The sequence below is a fragment of the Microtetraspora sp. NBRC 16547 genome, assembly GCF_030268965.1.
Taxonomy (GTDB): Bacteria; Actinomycetota; Actinomycetes; order Streptosporangiales; family Streptosporangiaceae; genus Microtetraspora.
In genome coordinates, this window is sequence record NZ_BSSE01000044.1 from 1 (window position 1) to 16,940 (window position 16,940).

Genomic DNA, 16,940 nt, shown 5'->3' on the forward strand with positions numbered 1-16,940 from the left:
ATCGACACCGACCACTCCATCCGCGGCCGGATGAGGGGAGAACGGCCGCGCACGGCATGATCTCGGGCTATAACAGCTCAGGTCACGGACCCGACACCCGCGTGTCGCGAGTTAGCCAGCAGAGTCATGGTGTCCACCAAACCGGAGCAACCCCAGTCGAGGCGAGGTTCGGGTATCGCGTCGTCGCGGGTGCTGAGAACACTCCATGGCGAACCATCGCGGCCCCACTCATCCGGCGAACGCCGTCGACGGCATGCCCACGGCGCCCAACCGGTCGATGGCGAACACTGATCCGGCGGGATCGTCGTCGGAGAGATCGAGCCCTTCACGGGCCGACGTGATGTACAGGACGTCGAGGCGGGAGCCGCCGAACGTGCAGGAGGACGGCTGGTGCACGGGCAGCGGGACCTCACTGAGCAGGTCTCCGTCCGGAGAGATGCGTGCCAGGCGGTCGCCGCCCCATATCGCGACCCATAGGCACCCGGCCGCGTCGACGGTGAGCCCGTCCGGCAGGCCTGCGTGAGCGGGGATCCGGAACAACGTGCGTCGGCGACTGATCGTGGTGGACCCGGGATCGGTGTCGAAGGCCGAAATCTCGCCGGCGATGCTGTCGGCGAGATAGAAGGTGTGTCCATCGGGACTCCAGCCAAGCCCGTTGGGCAGGGCCAGTCCCTCAAGGACGACGCGGCTCGTCCAGTCCGGCATGAGGACATGCAGAGCGCCTTTGCCGGGTTGGAAATCCATCGTGGTACTGCCGGCCCAGAGTCGACCATGCCTGTCGCACTTCGCATCGTTCATGCGCTCGCCGTCGGGCAGGATCGCGCGCCGGATGTTCATCGATCCGTCTGCTTCGACGGTCGCGAACCCTTCGGCCGTCGCGGCGACGAAGCCTCCGCTGCGCCGTGGTGCCACGGCGCCGACGTGTGTCGGCAGTTCGATGCTGGTGGTCTGACCGGTGGCCGGGTCGCTGGTATGGATGTGTCCGGCGGGGATGTCGACCCAGTGCAGGCGACTGTTCTCGGCGTCCCACACCGGTCCTTCGCCGACGCGGGCCCTACTGGGCACCACAATCTCAGCCGTCATCTGGGGTCCTCGGTCATCCCCGGCTGCCCGAGCTGTCCAGGGGTGACCCAGCGGCTCTTCGAGACGAACGGAAGGCAGTCTGGCCGACCGGGATCGCGGTCGTAGCGGACGTTCTCTCTCATTCGGGAAGCACCACCGCGGCGTTGGCCAGCAGCCCGCCGTCAACGGGGAGCGCGATGCCGGTGATGAAGCTGGCGCGGTCACTGGACAGGAAGGCGATCGCTTCGGCAACCTCATCCGGTCGCGCCACTCGTCCCAGCGGGTGCATCCGTCCCCAGGACTCGACCACCGCTTGTGCGGCTTGGTCGCTGCCGTCGGAGAAGGTGCGGGCCGAGAACCGCAGCATCGGGGTGTCCACCGACGCGGGACATACGGTGTTGACCCTGATCCCGTTCTTCGCCTCGTCGATCGCGATCGATCGTGCGAGCGCGTTGAGCGCCCCTTTGCTGGTGGTGTAAGCGGCGACGGCGCTTTGGGTGACGAAGGCTTGAACGGAGGAGACGATCACGACCGATCCCGTTCCGCGAGCGCGCAGGTGGGGCAAGGCGTGCTTGACAGTGTGGAAGACGCCGGTCACGTTGACGGCGAGCACCTCGTTCCACTCATCGGCGCTGGTGTTCGCCGCCGTGCCGTAGCGTTGGATTCCGGCGGCGGCGACGACGATGTCGAGCCCGCCGTATGCGGCGGCGACGTGTGCGACGAGTTGCGCGGTGGCGGTCTCGTCGGTGACGTCCACATCGAGGTGTTCGACACCTGGGAGCGGAGCTTCGGAGTCACGTGTCGGTGGGACACCCGCTGCCACGACCGTCGCGCCGCGCGCCGAAAGCACCTGGGCTGTCGCACGTCCGATACCGCTGAGTCCACCGGTGACGATGGCGACCTTGCCGTCAAACTCCGCCACGATCCACTCCCCTCGATGTCGTCCACGGGCTCCCCGCCGTGAACGGCGCTGGGGGTCAGCCGCGGTGGGCATTCTCGTCCAACCGTCGCCGCGACTGTCGTGCCAGTACGGGCTGTGAGCCGGTTGTGCGGGATCACTCTAAACAACGTTGTCTCAAGCCGCTAGTCTGATCTGCCGCGACCTGGCGCTGCTCCGGGCGGCGATCCTCAGGTCGTGTCCGACGGTCTCCCGACGTCGTGTCGGGGTGCCGGCCTGCGGTCGGTGGAGCCGGGGTGGTCGTCCAGTGGCGGGCTTACCGGGTCTCGGTTCGCCGGCCGGCAGGGCGGTCTTCGCGTGGGTGTTCGTTCGTTGGGCAGTGAGGAGAAGAGTTCGTGACGGCAGAGTGGATCCGGTGGCCCGCCAACGTCGTGGCCCGGTTCGGCGGCGAACCCGTGGCGTTCGGAGGCGACTACAACCCCGAGCAGTGGGACGAGAGCGTGTGGCACGAGGACGTGCGACTGATGCGCGAGGCCGGTGTCAACCTCGTCACGGTCGGTGTCTTCGCCTGGTCGATGCTGCAGCCGGCGCCCGATCGATGGAACTTCGGATGGCTCGATCGCGTGCTCGACCTGCTGCACGCGAACGACATCGCTGTCGATCTCGCCACGGCCACCGCATCGCCTCCGCCGTGGCTCACCACACGGTTTCCGGAGGTGCTGCCCGTCGATCGAGACGGGCGGATGATGTCGCAGGGTGGACGCCAGGCATGGTCGCCGTCGTCGCAGGTCTATCGCGAGCACTCGCTCGCGCTGGTGGAGAGGATTGCGGAGCGCTACGGCGAGCACCCGGCTCTCGCGCTGTGGCACATCTCCAACGAGCTCGGCGGCCACAATTCGCGGTGCTACGACGACGCGAGCGCCGTGGCCTTCCGGGGCTGGCTGAAGGAGCGGTACCGGGACTCGCTCGACGAACTGAACGCCGCGTGGACGACCGCCGCGTGGAGCCAGGCCTACTCGGCGTGGGAGCAGATCCAGCCTCCGCGGGTGACGTTCACCGACTCGAACCCCACCCAGGTGCTGGACTTCGATCGGTTCAGCTCCGACCAGCTGCGCGAGCAGCTGCGAGCGGAGATCGCCGTGCTACGGCGTGTCAGCCCGGACGTGCCGATCACCACGAACCTGGTGCTCTTCGACGCCGGAAAGAACATGGACTACAGCTCGTGGACCGGCGACCTGGACCTCGTCTCGAGCGACCACTACCTGAGGCCGGCGCCCGACGCTCACGTCGAGCTGTCGTTCTCGGCCGACCGGGCACGCGGCTTGTCGAAGGGGAAGCCGTGGCTGCTCATGGAGACGGCCACCGGTGCCACGAGCTGGCGCCCGGTCAACCCAGCGAAGCGCCCGGGGCAACTCCGGCGGGACGTGTTCTCCCACGTCGCCCGCGGATCCGACGGGATCTGCTTCTTCCAGTGGCGGGCCGCCAACGCGGGCGCCGAGCGGTTTCATTCCGCGATGCTCCCGCACGCCGGTGCCGACAGCCGGAAGTTCCGGGAGGTGACGGCGCTCGGCGCGGAGCTCGCCTCCTGTGCCGAAGTGCTCGGAACCCGGGTGGTCGCGGACTGCGCGTTGCTGTTCTCCGAGGAGTCGTGGTGGGCGGCCGAGCGGGAGTCACATCCGCACAACGGCCTCTCGTACATGGAGTCCGCCCTCGATTGGTACCGGAGTCTCTGGGACGCGGGCATCACCGTCGACGTCGTGCCGCCGTCGGCCGACCTGTCGGGCTACCGACTGATCGTCGTGCCCATGCTCTACCTGGTCTCCGACCACGACGCGGCCGCCGTCGCCGCCGCCGCGGACGCGGGGGCGACCGTGATCGTCACCTACTTCTCCGGCATCGTCGATCCGCTCGACCGGGTGCGGCTCGGCGGTTACCCCGGGGCGTTCCGCGAGCTGCTGGGGGTGCGCGTGGAGGAGTTCGCGCCCATGGTGGAGGCGGACTCCGTGGAGATCGACGGGGTCACGGGGCCCGCACGGGTCTCGACCTGGCACGAGGAGATCGATCTGACGGATGCGGTGGCCGAGGCCCGGTACGTCAGCGGCGACTTCGCGGGCGCGCCGGCAATCACGCGCGCGCCCCGAGGCGCTGGGGAAGCCTGGTACGTGGGCGTCGAGCTGGCCGCCGACGCACGCGCGCGTCTGGTGGCGGCGATCACGAAGCGGGTCGCGGCAACGGCAGCACCTTCCGACGGCGGCCTCGAGGTCGTGACGCGCCGCTCGGCCGATCACGACTACGTCTTCCTCATCAACCACCGCGACACCGAGACGACCGTTCCGGGGTCGGGAGCCGACCTGCTGGACGGGTCCGTTCACGAGAGAGAGATCACGGTGCCCGCGGGCGGGGTGAGGGTCGTCAGACGGGCCGGTTGAGCGAGCGAGGGCACCGGCCGTGCCGCCGCCTCCAGGGTCTCCCGTACGCGGCGGAGACGCGGCCGGTGTCCTGGGTCATGCCGAGTTCGAGACGCGGCCGGCTGACGCTCGCCCTCAGTGATCCGGGCGGCTTGTACGATCGGGCGACAACGTCGACTGGAGAGACCAGGTGCCACGCCACCCCACGATGAAGGATGTCGCTCACGAAGCACGAGTCAGCTTGAAGACCGTCTCGCGTCACGTCAACGGGGAAACGAACATCGATCCCATCCTCGCGGATCGAATCAGTGCGGCGATCGTGAAGCTCGGTTACCGCCGCAACCTCTCCGCAGCGAGCATCCGGCCCGGTCGGACGAGCAAGACCATCGGCCTGGTCATCAGCGACCTCGCGAACCCCTATTACTCCACGCTCGCGCGAGCCATCGAAAGCGTGGCGGATGCGGCGGGATACCTCGTCACGATCGCCAGCTCCGAAGAGGAAGGGCTGCGGCACGATCGCCTGGTTGATCGGCTCATGGAGCAGCGGGTGGACGGCTTGATCGTAGTGCCGCCGCGGAACGCCGCCCGCGACTGGTCCGACGTCGCCGCGCCCATCCCTCCGCTGGTCTTCCTCGATCGGCCCGTGCCGTACGCCGAGGCCGACGCCGTGCTCGCAGACAACGCGGCCGGGGCGCGCGAGGCCACCCTCGCGCTCGCCTCCGTCGGCTCGCGGCGCATCGCCTTCGTCGGCGACTCGCTCGACATCTACACGATGCGCGAACGTCATGCCGGATACGCCGCGGCGCTCGCCGAGGCCGGGATCGGCGTCGACGACTCGCTCACGATCACGACGGCGCGCACCAGGGAACAGGCGGAACGCGAGGTCGGCGCCGTGCTCCGCGACGACTCGGCCGACGCCGTCTTCGCGGCCAACAACCGCTCGACGATCGGTGCGCTGCTCGCATTCCAGACGGCCGGCCGACGGCTGCCCCTCGTCGGCTTCGACGACTTCGAGACGTCGTTGCTCGGCAACCCTCCGGTGTCGGTCGTGAGCCAGGACATCGAGCTGATGGGGCGCACCGCCGCGGATATCGTCCTCGGTCGCCTGAATGGCGACACCTCGGCGTTCGCCGTCCGGATGCTCCCCACACAGCTCATCCTCAGAGGCTCCGAAAAGCCGGAGCCCGAAGAAGCCGAGGAGAGGCTCTCTAGGGGCCCCTCCCGGCAATAGCGATGCTCTGTCAGGTGGTCAGGGCGGTCGTTGCCGGCAGACCACGCGTGCCGTCCGGCTCGTCGAGCGCCAGGCCGTTCAGGACGCCTTGCAGGTATCCGATCGCGTGTGCCCGGCCACGGCTGCAGTATGCCTCGGACGATGTGTCGCCCCAGGTGTCCAGGTCTCCGATCATCGCTGGGACGTGGTCGTCGATGATGAATCCGTCGAATCCGGAGTCGTTGAGCCGGCGGATCACTCGTGCCGGGTTGAAGTTGCCCTCGCCGAGGAAGCATTCGCTGAAGCGTGGCACGGTCCCGCGTACGTCCCGAAAATGGACGTAGAAGATGGACGGTCCCATGAGGTCGATGACCTCGTTGATGCTCTGCTCGCCGGCCATCTCCGACACCGTTCCGAGGCAGAGGTTCAGCCCCCATGAAGGACTGCCGCCGGCTTGCCTGCGTGCTTGTCCGATGGCGACCGGGGAGATGAAGATTCGGGCTGCGCCGCCCAGGGGCTCATCGATGGGTGGATCGTCGGGGTGCAGGGCGAGCCGCACACCGACTTCCTCGGCGACGGGGAGAACGGCGTCGAGGAAGTACTGGTGGTTGGCCCACATCTGGTCGGCCGTGATCGGCTCGTCCATGGGCTGCTCCGGGGTCAGCCGGTACCCGGCGAGCGCGTTGCCGCGGTGCACGTCGGCCAGGTCGAAGGCGCTGACCTTGGCGCCGCCGCGTCCCTTCGCGGCCATGTCGGTGCGCCAGACGTAGGTGGCGAGGAAGTTGTAGCCGAGCAGGTCGATTCCGACGGCGGCGAGGTTGCGGATCGTCTTCTGGTAGTTCTCGATCTGCTCATCCCGCCCGGGCAGGCCGCGTTGGATCTTCCAGAAGTGGGCGAGCGGGACGTTCTCGAGGCCGTCGATCGCCAGCCCGTCAGCGTCGCAGCGTTCCCGGAGCGCGCGCAACTCGGCCAGGCTCCAGAAGCCGTCGACTCCGGGCAGCACGTCGGGTGTGTGCAGCTGCACGCCGGTGAGTCCGAGCTGGTGGGCGAACGTCGCGACGTGGGAGTCGTACTTGTCGATGTGGCCGAGGGAGAGACGGATGCTCATGCCTGCCCGACCCGCTGCCGCTGCCTGCCGAGCCCGTCGATCTCGAGCTCCACGACGTCACCTTCCGTCAGGTAGGGGAACCGGCCGGACAGCGCGACACCTTCGGGCGTGCCGGTATTGATCACGTCGCCCGGTTCGAGGACGGTCACCTGGCTGAGTTCGTAGATCAGCGTGGCGACGTCGAAGATCATGTCCTTGGTGTTGGACGCCTGCCGAGCCTCACCGTTGACCCACGAGCGCAGGCCGAGGGTCTGGGGGTCGGGAATCTCGTCGGGGGTGACCAGCCAGGGGCCAAGCGGATTGAACGTCTCGCAGCTCTTGCCCTTCGACCACTGCCCACCGCTGGTTTCCAGCTGAAGGGCTCGCTCGGACACGTCATTGCCGATGGTGTAACCGCCGACGTGAGCCAGCGCGTCGGCGGGCGAGTCGAGGTATCGGGCCCGACGTCCGATCACGACCGCGAGCTCGACCTCCCAGTCCGCCTTCGCCGACCCGCGTGGCAGCAGAACCTCGTCGTACGGGCCGACGACGGTGTTGGGAGCCTTGTAGAAGATGACCGGCCACTGTGGCGCGTCAGAGCCGGACTCTGCGGCGTGCGCGGCGTAGTTCATGCCGATGCAGAGCACGACCCCGGGCCGGGCGACGGGAGCGCCGACGCGCTGCCCGACGACGTCGATCTCCGGCAGCCTGCCTTCGGCGACCGCATCGCGCAGCCGGCTCGGGCCGTCACCGGCGAGAAAATCGCCGTCGATGTCGTCGGTGAGCCCAGACATGGCGAGGTGACGACCGTCGGGGAGCAGAACGACGGGCCGTTCGGCGCCGGGTGCGCCGATCCGCATGATTCTCATGGTGATCCGTTCGTGATAGGAGCTGTCAACCGGCGAGCAGGCCGCCGTCGACGACCAGTTCGGTGCCGGTGATGAACGCGGCCTCGTCCGAGGCGAGGTAGAGGGCCGCGGCCGCGACCTCCGCCGGCGTGCCGAGCCGACCCATCGGCTGCCTGGCGACGAGCTGGTCGCGGGCGTGTGCCGGGTCGTCGGCCGCCGCGAGCAGCCGCCCGACCCACGGCGAGTCGACCGTCCCGGGGCAGACGCTGTTGCAGCGCACACCGGTTCCCGCGTACTGCACCGCGACCTGGCGGGTGAAGGCGATCACCGCGCCCTTGCTGGCGCAGTAGGCCGCGCGGTCCTTCAACCCGACGAGTCCCGCCGCGGACGCGGTGTTGACGATGACTCCGTATCGCTGGGCGAGCATGTGCGGCAGCGCGAACTTGGTGCCGAGGAAGACGCCGCGGCTGTTGACCGCGAAGGTGTGATCCCACTCCTCCACGGTGCAGGCGATCGGGTCCGTGGTCGAGGACGCTCCCGCGTTGTTGCACAGGACGTGCAGGGAGCCGGTCTCGTCCACCGCACGAGACACCGCCGCCGCGAAAGAGTCGGGGTCGGTCACGTCGACCGTGAGAGGGATGCTGCCGTCCGGTACGCCCGCGGGGTTGAGATCCGCCGCGTACACCGTTGCCCCTTCGTCCAGAAATCGGCGGGTCATCTCGTAGCCGATGCCGGAACCCGCGCCTGTGACGAGTACCGTCCGCCCGTCGAACCTGCTCACGTGGTGATGTCCTTCCTGGGCCGGTCGGCCGGTCGTTTTCTGTCTCCCCGGAGCGCGCCGAGGCGAGCATCCGGCAGCCGGCCAACCGCAGCGGTCGCATACAAGCGGGGCGCCCGCGTGCCTGACCGGCACCGAAATGGCCCCGCACGCTCCCCGACCTCGCGTCAGCCGGCTGTCGGCGCGCTCATTCTGTGAAGTAGTCCGGGTGTTTGGCGCGCAGTGTCGGGCCGAGTTCGAGAGCGCGCCTGGCATGGCGGCTGATCAGGGAGCGGCCAGTGGACAGATCAGCGGCCTCCAGCGCGTCCACGATCATTCTGTGCTCGTCGATCAGCTCGCGCACCGCGGCGGGATCGGGCAGGGTGAGCCGCCGAAGCCGATCCAACTGCAGCTTCATCCGTTGCACGGCCTGCCAGGCTCCCGGATAGCCGCTGAGCGTGAAGATCTCGCTGTGCAGCGCCTCGTCGGCCGTGAAGAAGGCGTCATAGTTTTCCGTGCGATAGCTGTGCTCCTGCCGTTCGAGCAGTTCGCGCAGCTCGGAGACGTCCGGCGCCGGGATCGCGCACGCCACCTCGAAGGCCGCGACCTCCAGGCTCTCGCGGACGAAACGCGCCTCTTCCACATCACGCAGGCTTATCAACCCGACCCGCGTGCCTACCTGCGGTACGACCCGCACGAGTCCCGCGTCGACGAGCCGCGCGATGGCCTCGCGCACCGGCGTACGACTGACGTGCAGCCGTGCGGCGAGGTCCGTCTCGGACAGGGAGGCTCCAGGGGCGAGTCGCAGTTCGCGGATCGCGGAGACCAACTCGTCGTAGACGCGATCGGACGTCCGTGCTGACGGACGGTCTCGGACGACCGGTACCAGCATCGGATCGCGCCCGACGGGTGCCGGCTCAGGGATGAGCGCTTGATGAGAACTCACGAAAATGATCGTTGCATGCTTGGAGGCTTGTATGCAAGTATCCGGGCACTAACCTGATCGTCGTAAAGGGGAACAAAGTGTCCGCCGACTCGCACGACTCGTCGGCGCCGGCCCCGAGTCCGCCCCCCGGGGCGCGGCGCCACCACGGTGCTGTGGACCGCGGGCATCTCCCAGCGTTTCGGTCGCCTCGCCGTCCTGAGCGATGTCTCCCTCAGAGCCGCTGCCAGGGAGGTAGTCGGCCCGTGCGGCAAGGTCGGCGCGCTCACCGTGATCATCTGTCCGAATCCGTAGTAGGTCGCACAGCTCGCGATCGGGGACGCGCTGAAAGATCTCAACGGCGACAAGGGCATCCCGCAAGACCAGCCGTGCATGCCCCTGGTCCCCCCAAGGACGACCTGGATGACCGAGCAACATGCAACGCGCTGTACAAGTAGCAGTCGAGAGGAAGTCATGCTCAACCGAAATGCGCGACTCACTGCGGCCGCAGTCATCGCCGCCACCGGCATCGCGCTGACGGGGTGCACCGGCAGCACGGAAGCGAGCACCAGCGGCCCGGTGAAAATCACCTTCTGGGGCTGGGCTTCGGGCTACGAGAAGTCCGTCGCGCTGTGGAACGAGTCTCACCCCGACATCCAGGTGAAGTACGAGGCCATCGCCAACGGCGGCGCGGGCGGCTACGACAAGATGCTCACGGCCGCGAAGGCGGGCACGGCCCCGTGCCTGACGCAGATCGGCTACGAGACGTTCTCGAGCTTCCTCGCCGCCGGGATGCTGCAGGACGTCAGCCAGTACGTCAAACCGCAGCGGGCCGAATTCCCCGACTGGGTGTGGGGCAATGTCGGCATCGACGGTGCCGCCTACGGCGTGCCGGTCGACACCGCGCCGATGGGCATGTTCTACCGTTCCGACCTCTTCACCGCCGCGGGCATCGCGGTTCCGAAGACCTGGGAGGAGTTCAAGGCGGCCGCCGCCGCGGTGAAGACCGCCGACCCGAAGGCCCGCATCATGAACCTGCCCACCGACCCGTACCTCTACGCCGGCTTCGCCTGGCAGGGCGACGCTCCCTGGTTCGGAGTCAACGGCGACGCCTGGACGGTCTCGCTCGACAGCGCCGCGGGCAGCACGGTCGCCGGCTACTGGCAGGACCTCTTCGACCAGGATCTCGTCACCTCCCATCCCGCCTTCGACGCGGCGCTCTACTCCGCGTGGAGCAACGGCAAGGTCTGGGCAGAGGTCGGTCCGGTCTGGTCGGCATCACTCATCCGCGACAACGCCGCCGGCTCCGCGGGCAAGTGGGCCGTCGCGGCCATGCCCCGGTGGGGCACCACAGACGCCGTCGGCAACTCGGGCGGATCCGCCACGGCCGTCATGAAGGACTGCGCGAACCCGAAGGAGGCCACCGAGTTCGCCATGTGGATGTCGACCAACGACACGTCCGTGTCGAACCTGATCGAATCCGCGGCCATCCTTCCGGCTTCCACGTCCGGGCTCGCCAACGCGGCGCTCGACAAGCCGGAGAGCTACTACGGCGGCCAGGCCATCTACCAGCTGTTCCGTACGGAGTCGGCCAAGGTGAACTCGAGCTGGCGGTGGGGGCCGGTGATGTCCACCACGGCCGCGGCGCTCGGCGACGGTCTCGGCAAGGTGCACACCAAGAGCGCGACCTTCCAGGACGCCCTGGGCCGTGCCCAGACAGACACGGTGTCCGCGCTGACAACCCAAGGGTTCTCCGTCAGCAAGTAGCGCTTCTCGGGGGGGCGCGCTACGCGAGCCACGCGAATCCGCGTCCCCCGCTTCTTCGACAGGTAGGTGACCGTGTCCCATGTGACGATTCAGCGGCGGAGCCGACGTCGCGAGCTTCGGCGAGCCGCGCCGTTCGTTCTGCCGTTCCTTCTGCTCTTCGTCGTTGTCTACCTGGTGCCGACCGGGTACTCCGTGGTGGAGAGCTTCTTCTCGCTGAAACGCTCGGGCCTCGGCCTCGGCGGCGCCGAAACCGTCTTCGCGGGCTTCGGCAACTACGTGCGGGTGTTCCAGGATGGGGACTTCATCGCATCCTTGGGCCGGGTGACCTTCATCGGCGTCATCCAGGTGCCCGTGATGCTCGGCATCGCGCTCATCCTCGCCCTTCTCATCGACTCGTCGGTGTCGACGGGGCGCAAGTTCTTCCGGGTCGCCTACTTCGTGCCCTACGGGCTGCCCGGCGTGATCGCGGCCCTGGTGTGGTCGTTCCTGTACGCGCCCACGCTGAGCCCCATCACCGGATTCTTCGCATCGATCGGCATCGACGTCAGCTTCGTCACCGACGGCGCCCTGCCGTTCTCGATCGCGAACATCCTGACCTGGGCCTGGACCGGCTACAACACGATCCTGATTTTCGCGGCCCTGCAGGCCATCCCCGAGGAGACGATGGAGGCCGCCGCTCTCGACGGCTGCTCCGGCTGGAAGGCCGCGCTGCTCATCAAGGTCCCGCTGATCCGGCCGGCGCTGCTGCTCACTCTCGTCTTCTCCATCATCGGCACGTTCCAGCTCTACAACGAGCCGGTCACCATGAAGTCCGTGGCGCCGAATCTGCCGTCCACCTACACGCCGATCATGGCCGCTCTCCGTTCACTCACGGCCAACGACTTCAACTACGCGGCCGCGCAGTCCGTGGTGCTCGGCGCCCTGATCTGCGTGCTGTCCGTATTCGTCTTCCGCGCATCGGCCAGGAGAGTCGACTGATGACCGCCGCACTGCAATCGCCCGCACAAACCGCACCCGTCGCCGCGGCGCCGCGCCCGCGGCGGCCCAAGGCGCATCCGCTCACGACGGTGAATCCCGCCTCGCGCCTCTTCGTGCTGGCCATCATGATCCTCTTCGCCATCTACTTCCTGCTCCCGGTGTGGTGGCTGGTCGTCTCCGCGACCAAGAGCAGCGGAGAGATCTTCTCGGGCAACGGCTTCTGGTTCGGCGAGAGCTTCGCCCTCGTGGAGAACATCCAGACCCTGTTCCAGGCCCAGGGCGGCATCTACTCGCGCTGGCTGCTCAACTCGCTGCTGTACGCGGTGGGCGGCGGCATCGTCTCCACGCTCCTGGCGTCCATGTGCGGGTACGCGCTCGCGAAGTTCCCGTTCCCGGGACGCGAGGCGGTCTTCGGCACCGTGCTCGCCGCGGTGCTCCTGCCCGCGCCCGTGCTCGCCGTCCCGCTCTACCTCGTGTTCAGCTTCACCGGAACCGTCAACACTTTCTGGGCCGTCTTCATCCCGAGCATCGTCAGCCCATTCGGCGTGTATCTGAGCCGGATCTACGCCGCATCGTCGATACCGGACGCCCTGCTCGAGGCCGGTCGGCTCGACGGCGCCGGCGAAATGCGCATCTTCGCGATGGGCGTGCGGCTCATGGCGCCCGCGATGGTCACGATCTTCCTGTTCCAGTTCGTCGCGATCTGGACGAACTTCCTGTTGCCCTCGCTCATGCTCGCCGACACCTCCCTCCAACCGGTGACCGTGGGCCTCGTCGGCTGGCGCGAACTCCAGGGCTATCCCATCAGCTACACCACCGTCGTCACAGGCGCGTTCGTCTCCGTCGTGCCGGTCGTCGCCATGTTCCTGTCGTTGCAGTCGTTCTGGAGCAAGGGCCTCGCGACGGGAGCCGTCAAGTAGCCCACCAGCACGCCAATTCATGAACATCCTGGACACTCGCCCGACGACCAAGCGACTGAAGTGATCCCTATTGCCAGGCGCTCTAAGGCATGAACCCGGAGCGGCGGGCGACGATCACGGTCTCCATCCGGCGGTGCGTGCCGAGTTTGCGCATGATATTGCGCAGGTAGCTCTTGACCGTCTCGGGAAGGATGCCGAGGCGGCGCGCCGTCTCGGCGTTGCCGCACCCCACGGCGACCAGGGCCAGCACGTCCAGTTCCCGTGGCGACAGCGGATTCTCCCGGAGGGGTTCGCCGTTGGAGCGGGCCAGCCGGTCGCACACGTCCTGAAGGCGTAGGCGGATGGCGGGGTCGGCGATCTCCTGCGCGATCGACCGCAGTTGGGCGTGCGCCTGGCGGACCTCCTCCCACTCTGGGGCGGTCGGCGCCTCGCGCGCCGCACTGGTGATCGCGGCCGTCTCCAGCTCGGCCATCCGGCGCTCGACCTCGCGCCGTACGGTCAGCTCGATGCTCATGCGAAGGGCGACCTGCGTCATGGCGTCCAGCACGCGGGTACTGAGCGACAGCGACTCGCGTGTCCCGCCGTACAGGACACCGCACACCGAGCCGTCCATCGTGACCGGCACGGCCGCGATCGCCCGCAGCCCCTCGGCCATCACCGGCTTGTCGTACTCGTGGCTGATCCGCAGGTCGGTGGCATAGTCGTCGACGCTGCCCGGGCGCGCAGTGACGAGCACCCGGCCGCCGAGTCCGTTGCCGGCGCCGATGACGAGGCCACGCAGGGCGCCGGTCAGGGTCCCGGTGAGCACCGTGAGCCGCACGTCCCGCCGCCCGGGCGACACCGCGCCGCCGAACGCGACGGGAAGTCCCGTCGCCCGGCGCATTCGCCCCAGGGCGGTGTGCAGTGCCTCGCGTTCGTGATCCGGATTGCCGACCGGTGCGCGTGCTACCGCCATATCACCGGAATGTAAAGGATTTGCCGACCGAAGCCACCCCCCGAACGGGGGTAGTGGCCCACCACATCGGCGCGGATGCTGCGTCCATGGGTGATCTACCTCTCTCGTACTCCTCCGGCACCTCCGATGTCCCCCTGCTCGGGGAGACGATCGGGGAGAATCTCGAACGCACCGTCGCGCGCTTCGGTGATCGCGAGGCGCTGGTGGACATGGCGACCGGACGCCGCTGGACCTACGCCGAGCTCGACGCGGCGGTGAACGAGGTCGCGCTCGGCCTGCTGACCCGCGGCATCGCCAAGGGCGACCGGGTCGGCATCTGGGCGCCCAACTGCGCCGAATGGGTGCTCGTCCAGTACGCCACCGCGAAGATCGGCGCGATCCTCGTCAACGTCAACCCCGCGTACCGCAGCCACGAACTCGCCTACGTGGTGAAACAGTCAGGCATGCGGCTGCTGGTCAGCGCGGTCGCGCACCGGACCAGCGACTACCGGGCGATGCTCGCCGAGATCGGATTCCCCGACGTCGTGTTCATCGGCGAGCGCGGATGGGACGAGCTGATCGAGAGCGGCAGGCGCAGCGCCCCGGCCCTGCTGCGGGAGCGGGCGGCGACGCTGACCTTCGACGACCCGATCAACATCCAGTACACCTCGGGCACCACCGGCTTTCCCAAAGGCGCCACGCTGTCGCACCACAACATCCTGAACAACGGCTACTTCGTGGCCGAGCTGGTCGGCTACACCGAGGCGGACCGGGTGTGCCTGCCGGTGCCGCTGTACCACTGCTTCGGGATGGTCATGGGCAACCTGGGCGCGACCTCCCACGGCTCGTGCATCGTGCTCCCCGCGCCCGGCTTCGACCCCGAGCTCACGCTGCGCGCCGTCGAGCAGGAGCGGTGCACCTCCCTGTACGGCGTGCCCACCATGTTCATCGCCGAACTCGGCCTTCCGGACTTCACCGCCTTCGACCTGTCCAGCCTGCGTACCGGGATCATGGCCGGCTCGCCCTGCCCGGTCGAGGTGATGAAGCGCGTCGTCACCGAGATGAACATGAGCGAGGTGGCGATCTGCTACGGCATGACGGAGACCTCCCCCGTGTCGACGATGACGCGCCGCGACGACGGGCTGGCCCGCCGTACCGAGACGGTCGGCCGCGCCATGCCGCACATCGAGGTCAAGGTCGTCGACCCCGCGTCGGGCCTGGCAGTACCCCGCGGCGAGGCCGGAGAGCTGTGCACCCGCGGGTACTCGGTCATGCTCGGGTATTGGGAGCAGCCGGACGCCACGGCCGAGGCGATCGACGCCGCCCGCTGGATGCACACCGGCGACCTGGCGATCATGGATGCCGAGGGGTACGTCAACATCGTCGGCCGGATCAAGGACATGGTGATCCGCGGCGGCGAGAACATCTACCCCCGTGAGATCGAGGAGTTCCTGTACACCCATCCCGACATCGCCGACGTCCAGGTGATCGGCGTGCCCGACGGGAAGTACGGTGAGGAGCTCATGGCGTGGATCGTCATGCGGCCGGGAACCGAGCCGCTCACGAGCGCACAGATCAAGGAGTTCTGCGCGGGGCGTCTCACCCATTACAAGATCCCGCGCTACATCCACGTGGTGGACACGTTCCCCATGACGGTCACAGGAAAGATCCGCAAGGTGGAGATGCGCGAACGCGCCGTCGACATCCTCGGCCTGCACGACGCGGCCCGCATCCGGAACGCCTGATCACACTGGTAACTCCCGTCGCGTCGGCGTCTTCGAGCCCATCCGTGTTTCCGCGGCACATCCCGGCGGCGCATCCTGGCAGAAGGGGGAAATCCGGGAGGAGCAGCGACGGGAGGCTCGCTCGGAGTCCACGAACGGATGGACGGTAGCGGCGATGAGCGATGGACAGGGACCCGGCGGCGCGACCGGCGCGTCGCGCGCCGGCGAGCCCCGAGCACGGGCCTACCCCTCGACCGGCGTACTCGTGACCTGGCTCACGGGACTCACCGTGGTCATCATCGTGCTCGATATCGTCACGGGTGCCGGCGTACGGCTGGCGCCGGTGCTCGTCTTCCTTCCCGCCTTCCTCGCGGGTGTCGGCACGGTGCGGCAGACCCTGGTGGCGTCGGTGTGGGTGACCGTCGTCGTCATGACCTCCGCCGTCTATGTGGGCGGGAGTCTCTCCGACAACGTGATCGCGTCGGTCTTCACCGCGGGCTTCAGCGCGCTGAGCGTCATCGGCTGCCGGTACCGGATACACCGGGAGGAAGAGATCACCCGGCTGCGCTCCGCCGCCGCGGCCCTGCAGCGGCAACTGCTCCGCCCGCTCCCCCTGCGCACCGAACAGGTCGTGGTCGACGGCGTCTACCAGCCGATCGAGGAGGACAGCATGGTCGGCGGCGACATCTACGAGGTGGCGGCGTCGCCGTACGGCACCCGCGTGCTGATCGCCGACGTCCAGGGCAAGGGACTGCCCGCGATCGGCGCCGCCTTCGCCGTCCTCGGCGCCTTCCGAGAGGCGGCCCATCGGGAACACGCGCTCAGCGTGATCGTGGACTCGCTGGAAAGCGCGGTCACGCGGCACAACGACTTCGCGACGGAGACGGGCGAGCCGGAGCGGTTCGTGACCGCCCTCGTCCTCGACATCGACGGCGGGAGCCTGGTGCGGGCCGTCAACTGCGGCCACATCCCCCCGTACCTGCTGTACGCGGGCTACGCGGGGCCGGTCGCCCTGCCGGGCACCGGGGTGCCTCTCGGGCTGGCGCGGCTCTCGCGGGATGCCCACGTCGTGGAGCGGTTCGCCTTCCCCCTTGGGGCGAGCCTCCTGCTGTGCACCGACGGTGTCACCGAGGCCCGGGACGGGGACGGCGCCTTCTATCCCCTCGCGGAACGGCTGCGCAAGTGGGGAAACCTCCCGCCGGAGCGGCTCGTCACGACGCTCCGGGCCGACCTGGCGCACTTCACCGGGGGCAATCCCCGGGACGACATCGCCGTACTGGTCCTGCGCCGCAGGTCCGCCCACCAGCCGGCCATCGGCGTCTCCGCGACGGGCGAGCTTTCGTCCGACGCTCTCTGGTGATCGACGGCCGCCTGGAATCGATCGGCGGCCGGAGGATACGGCCCGTATGACTGGGTATGGGACAC

General features: G+C 68.4%; 14 protein-coding genes. 7 read left to right on the forward strand and 7 right to left on the reverse strand.

Annotated elements, in window-relative coordinates; genetic code table 11:
- Positions 1-228: 228 nt before the first annotated feature.
- Together QSK17_RS33895 and QSK17_RS33900 are read right to left on the reverse strand one after the other, a co-directional pair.
- The gene (locus tag QSK17_RS33895) at positions 229-1,083 is read right to left on the reverse strand and encodes an SMP-30/gluconolactonase/LRE family protein (RefSeq protein WP_285710355.1); all 855 of its coding nucleotides are present in this window, start codon (positions 1,081-1,083) and stop codon (positions 229-231) included.
- Between the two features lie 118 nt (positions 1,084-1,201).
- Positions 1,202-1,984, reverse strand: a complete 783-nt coding sequence (locus tag QSK17_RS33900) for an SDR family oxidoreductase (protein WP_285710357.1) — start codon at positions 1,982-1,984, stop codon at positions 1,202-1,204.
- 371 nt (positions 1,985-2,355) lie between these two features.
- Here QSK17_RS33900 and QSK17_RS33905 point away from each other — a divergent pair, with 371 nt between their 5' ends.
- On the forward strand, positions 2,356-4,389 hold the full coding sequence (locus QSK17_RS33905) for a beta-galactosidase (RefSeq protein WP_285710359.1): 2,034 nt from the start codon (positions 2,356-2,358) through the stop codon (positions 4,387-4,389).
- 187 nt (positions 4,390-4,576) lie between these two features.
- A complete protein-coding gene (locus QSK17_RS33910; RefSeq protein ID WP_285710362.1) occupies positions 4,577-5,599 on the forward strand; it encodes a LacI family DNA-binding transcriptional regulator in 1,023 nt (340 codons plus the stop codon).
- Positions 5,600-5,609: 10 nt separating this feature from the next.
- Here QSK17_RS33910 and QSK17_RS33915 read toward each other — a convergent pair whose 3' ends face one another.
- The 4 genes from QSK17_RS33915 to QSK17_RS33930 all read right to left on the reverse strand — a co-directional run bounded on the left by QSK17_RS33915 (position 5,610) and on the right by QSK17_RS33930 (position 9,216).
- A complete protein-coding gene (locus QSK17_RS33915) occupies positions 5,610-6,686 on the reverse strand; it encodes a mannonate dehydratase (protein ID WP_285710364.1) in 1,077 nt (358 codons plus the stop codon).
- Positions 6,683-7,525 carry a fumarylacetoacetate hydrolase family protein gene (locus tag QSK17_RS33920; protein ID WP_352231891.1) on the reverse strand — a complete coding sequence of 281 codons (843 nt, stop codon included), beginning with the start codon at positions 7,523-7,525 and terminating at the stop codon, positions 6,683-6,685. Before QSK17_RS33920 ends, QSK17_RS33915 begins: the two co-directional genes overlap by 4 nt.
- Positions 7,526-7,559: 34 nt before the next feature.
- A complete protein-coding gene (locus QSK17_RS33925; protein WP_285710368.1) occupies positions 7,560-8,294 on the reverse strand; it encodes an SDR family NAD(P)-dependent oxidoreductase in 735 nt (244 codons plus the stop codon).
- Between the two features lie 184 nt (positions 8,295-8,478).
- On the reverse strand, positions 8,479-9,216 hold the full coding sequence (locus QSK17_RS33930) for a GntR family transcriptional regulator (protein ID WP_285710371.1): 738 nt from the start codon (positions 9,214-9,216) through the stop codon (positions 8,479-8,481).
- A 450-nt stretch (positions 9,217-9,666) separates the two neighbouring features.
- Between QSK17_RS33930 and QSK17_RS33935 the strand changes: the two genes are divergently transcribed.
- The 3 genes from QSK17_RS33935 to QSK17_RS33945 all read left to right on the forward strand — a co-directional run bounded on the left by QSK17_RS33935 (position 9,667) and on the right by QSK17_RS33945 (position 12,857).
- Complete coding sequence (locus QSK17_RS33935; protein ID WP_285710372.1) at positions 9,667-10,959, forward strand: ABC transporter substrate-binding protein; 1,293 nt, start codon at positions 9,667-9,669, stop codon at positions 10,957-10,959.
- Between the two features lie 81 nt (positions 10,960-11,040).
- Positions 11,041-11,937, forward strand: a complete 897-nt coding sequence (locus QSK17_RS33940) for a carbohydrate ABC transporter permease (RefSeq protein ID WP_285710373.1) — start codon at positions 11,041-11,043, stop codon at positions 11,935-11,937.
- Positions 11,937-12,857, forward strand: a complete 921-nt coding sequence (locus QSK17_RS33945) for a carbohydrate ABC transporter permease (protein ID WP_285710374.1) — start codon at positions 11,937-11,939, stop codon at positions 12,855-12,857. Before QSK17_RS33940 ends, QSK17_RS33945 begins: the two co-directional genes overlap by 1 nt.
- Positions 12,858-12,939: 82 nt before the next feature.
- Here the strand turns inward: QSK17_RS33945 and QSK17_RS33950 are convergent, their stop codons facing one another.
- The gene (locus QSK17_RS33950; RefSeq protein ID WP_285710375.1) at positions 12,940-13,812 is read right to left on the reverse strand and encodes a helix-turn-helix transcriptional regulator; all 873 of its coding nucleotides are present in this window, start codon (positions 13,810-13,812) and stop codon (positions 12,940-12,942) included.
- Positions 13,813-13,898: 86 nt separating this feature from the next.
- On the opposite strand from QSK17_RS33950, the gene QSK17_RS33955 reads away from it, so the two are divergent.
- Positions 13,899-15,536, forward strand: coding sequence for an AMP-binding protein (locus tag QSK17_RS33955; RefSeq protein WP_285710377.1), 1,638 nt, complete (start codon positions 13,899-13,901; stop codon positions 15,534-15,536).
- 154 nt (positions 15,537-15,690) lie between these two features.
- A complete protein-coding gene (locus QSK17_RS33960) occupies positions 15,691-16,875 on the forward strand; it encodes a PP2C family protein-serine/threonine phosphatase (protein ID WP_285710379.1) in 1,185 nt (394 codons plus the stop codon).
- Positions 16,876-16,940: the final 65 nt, after the last annotated feature.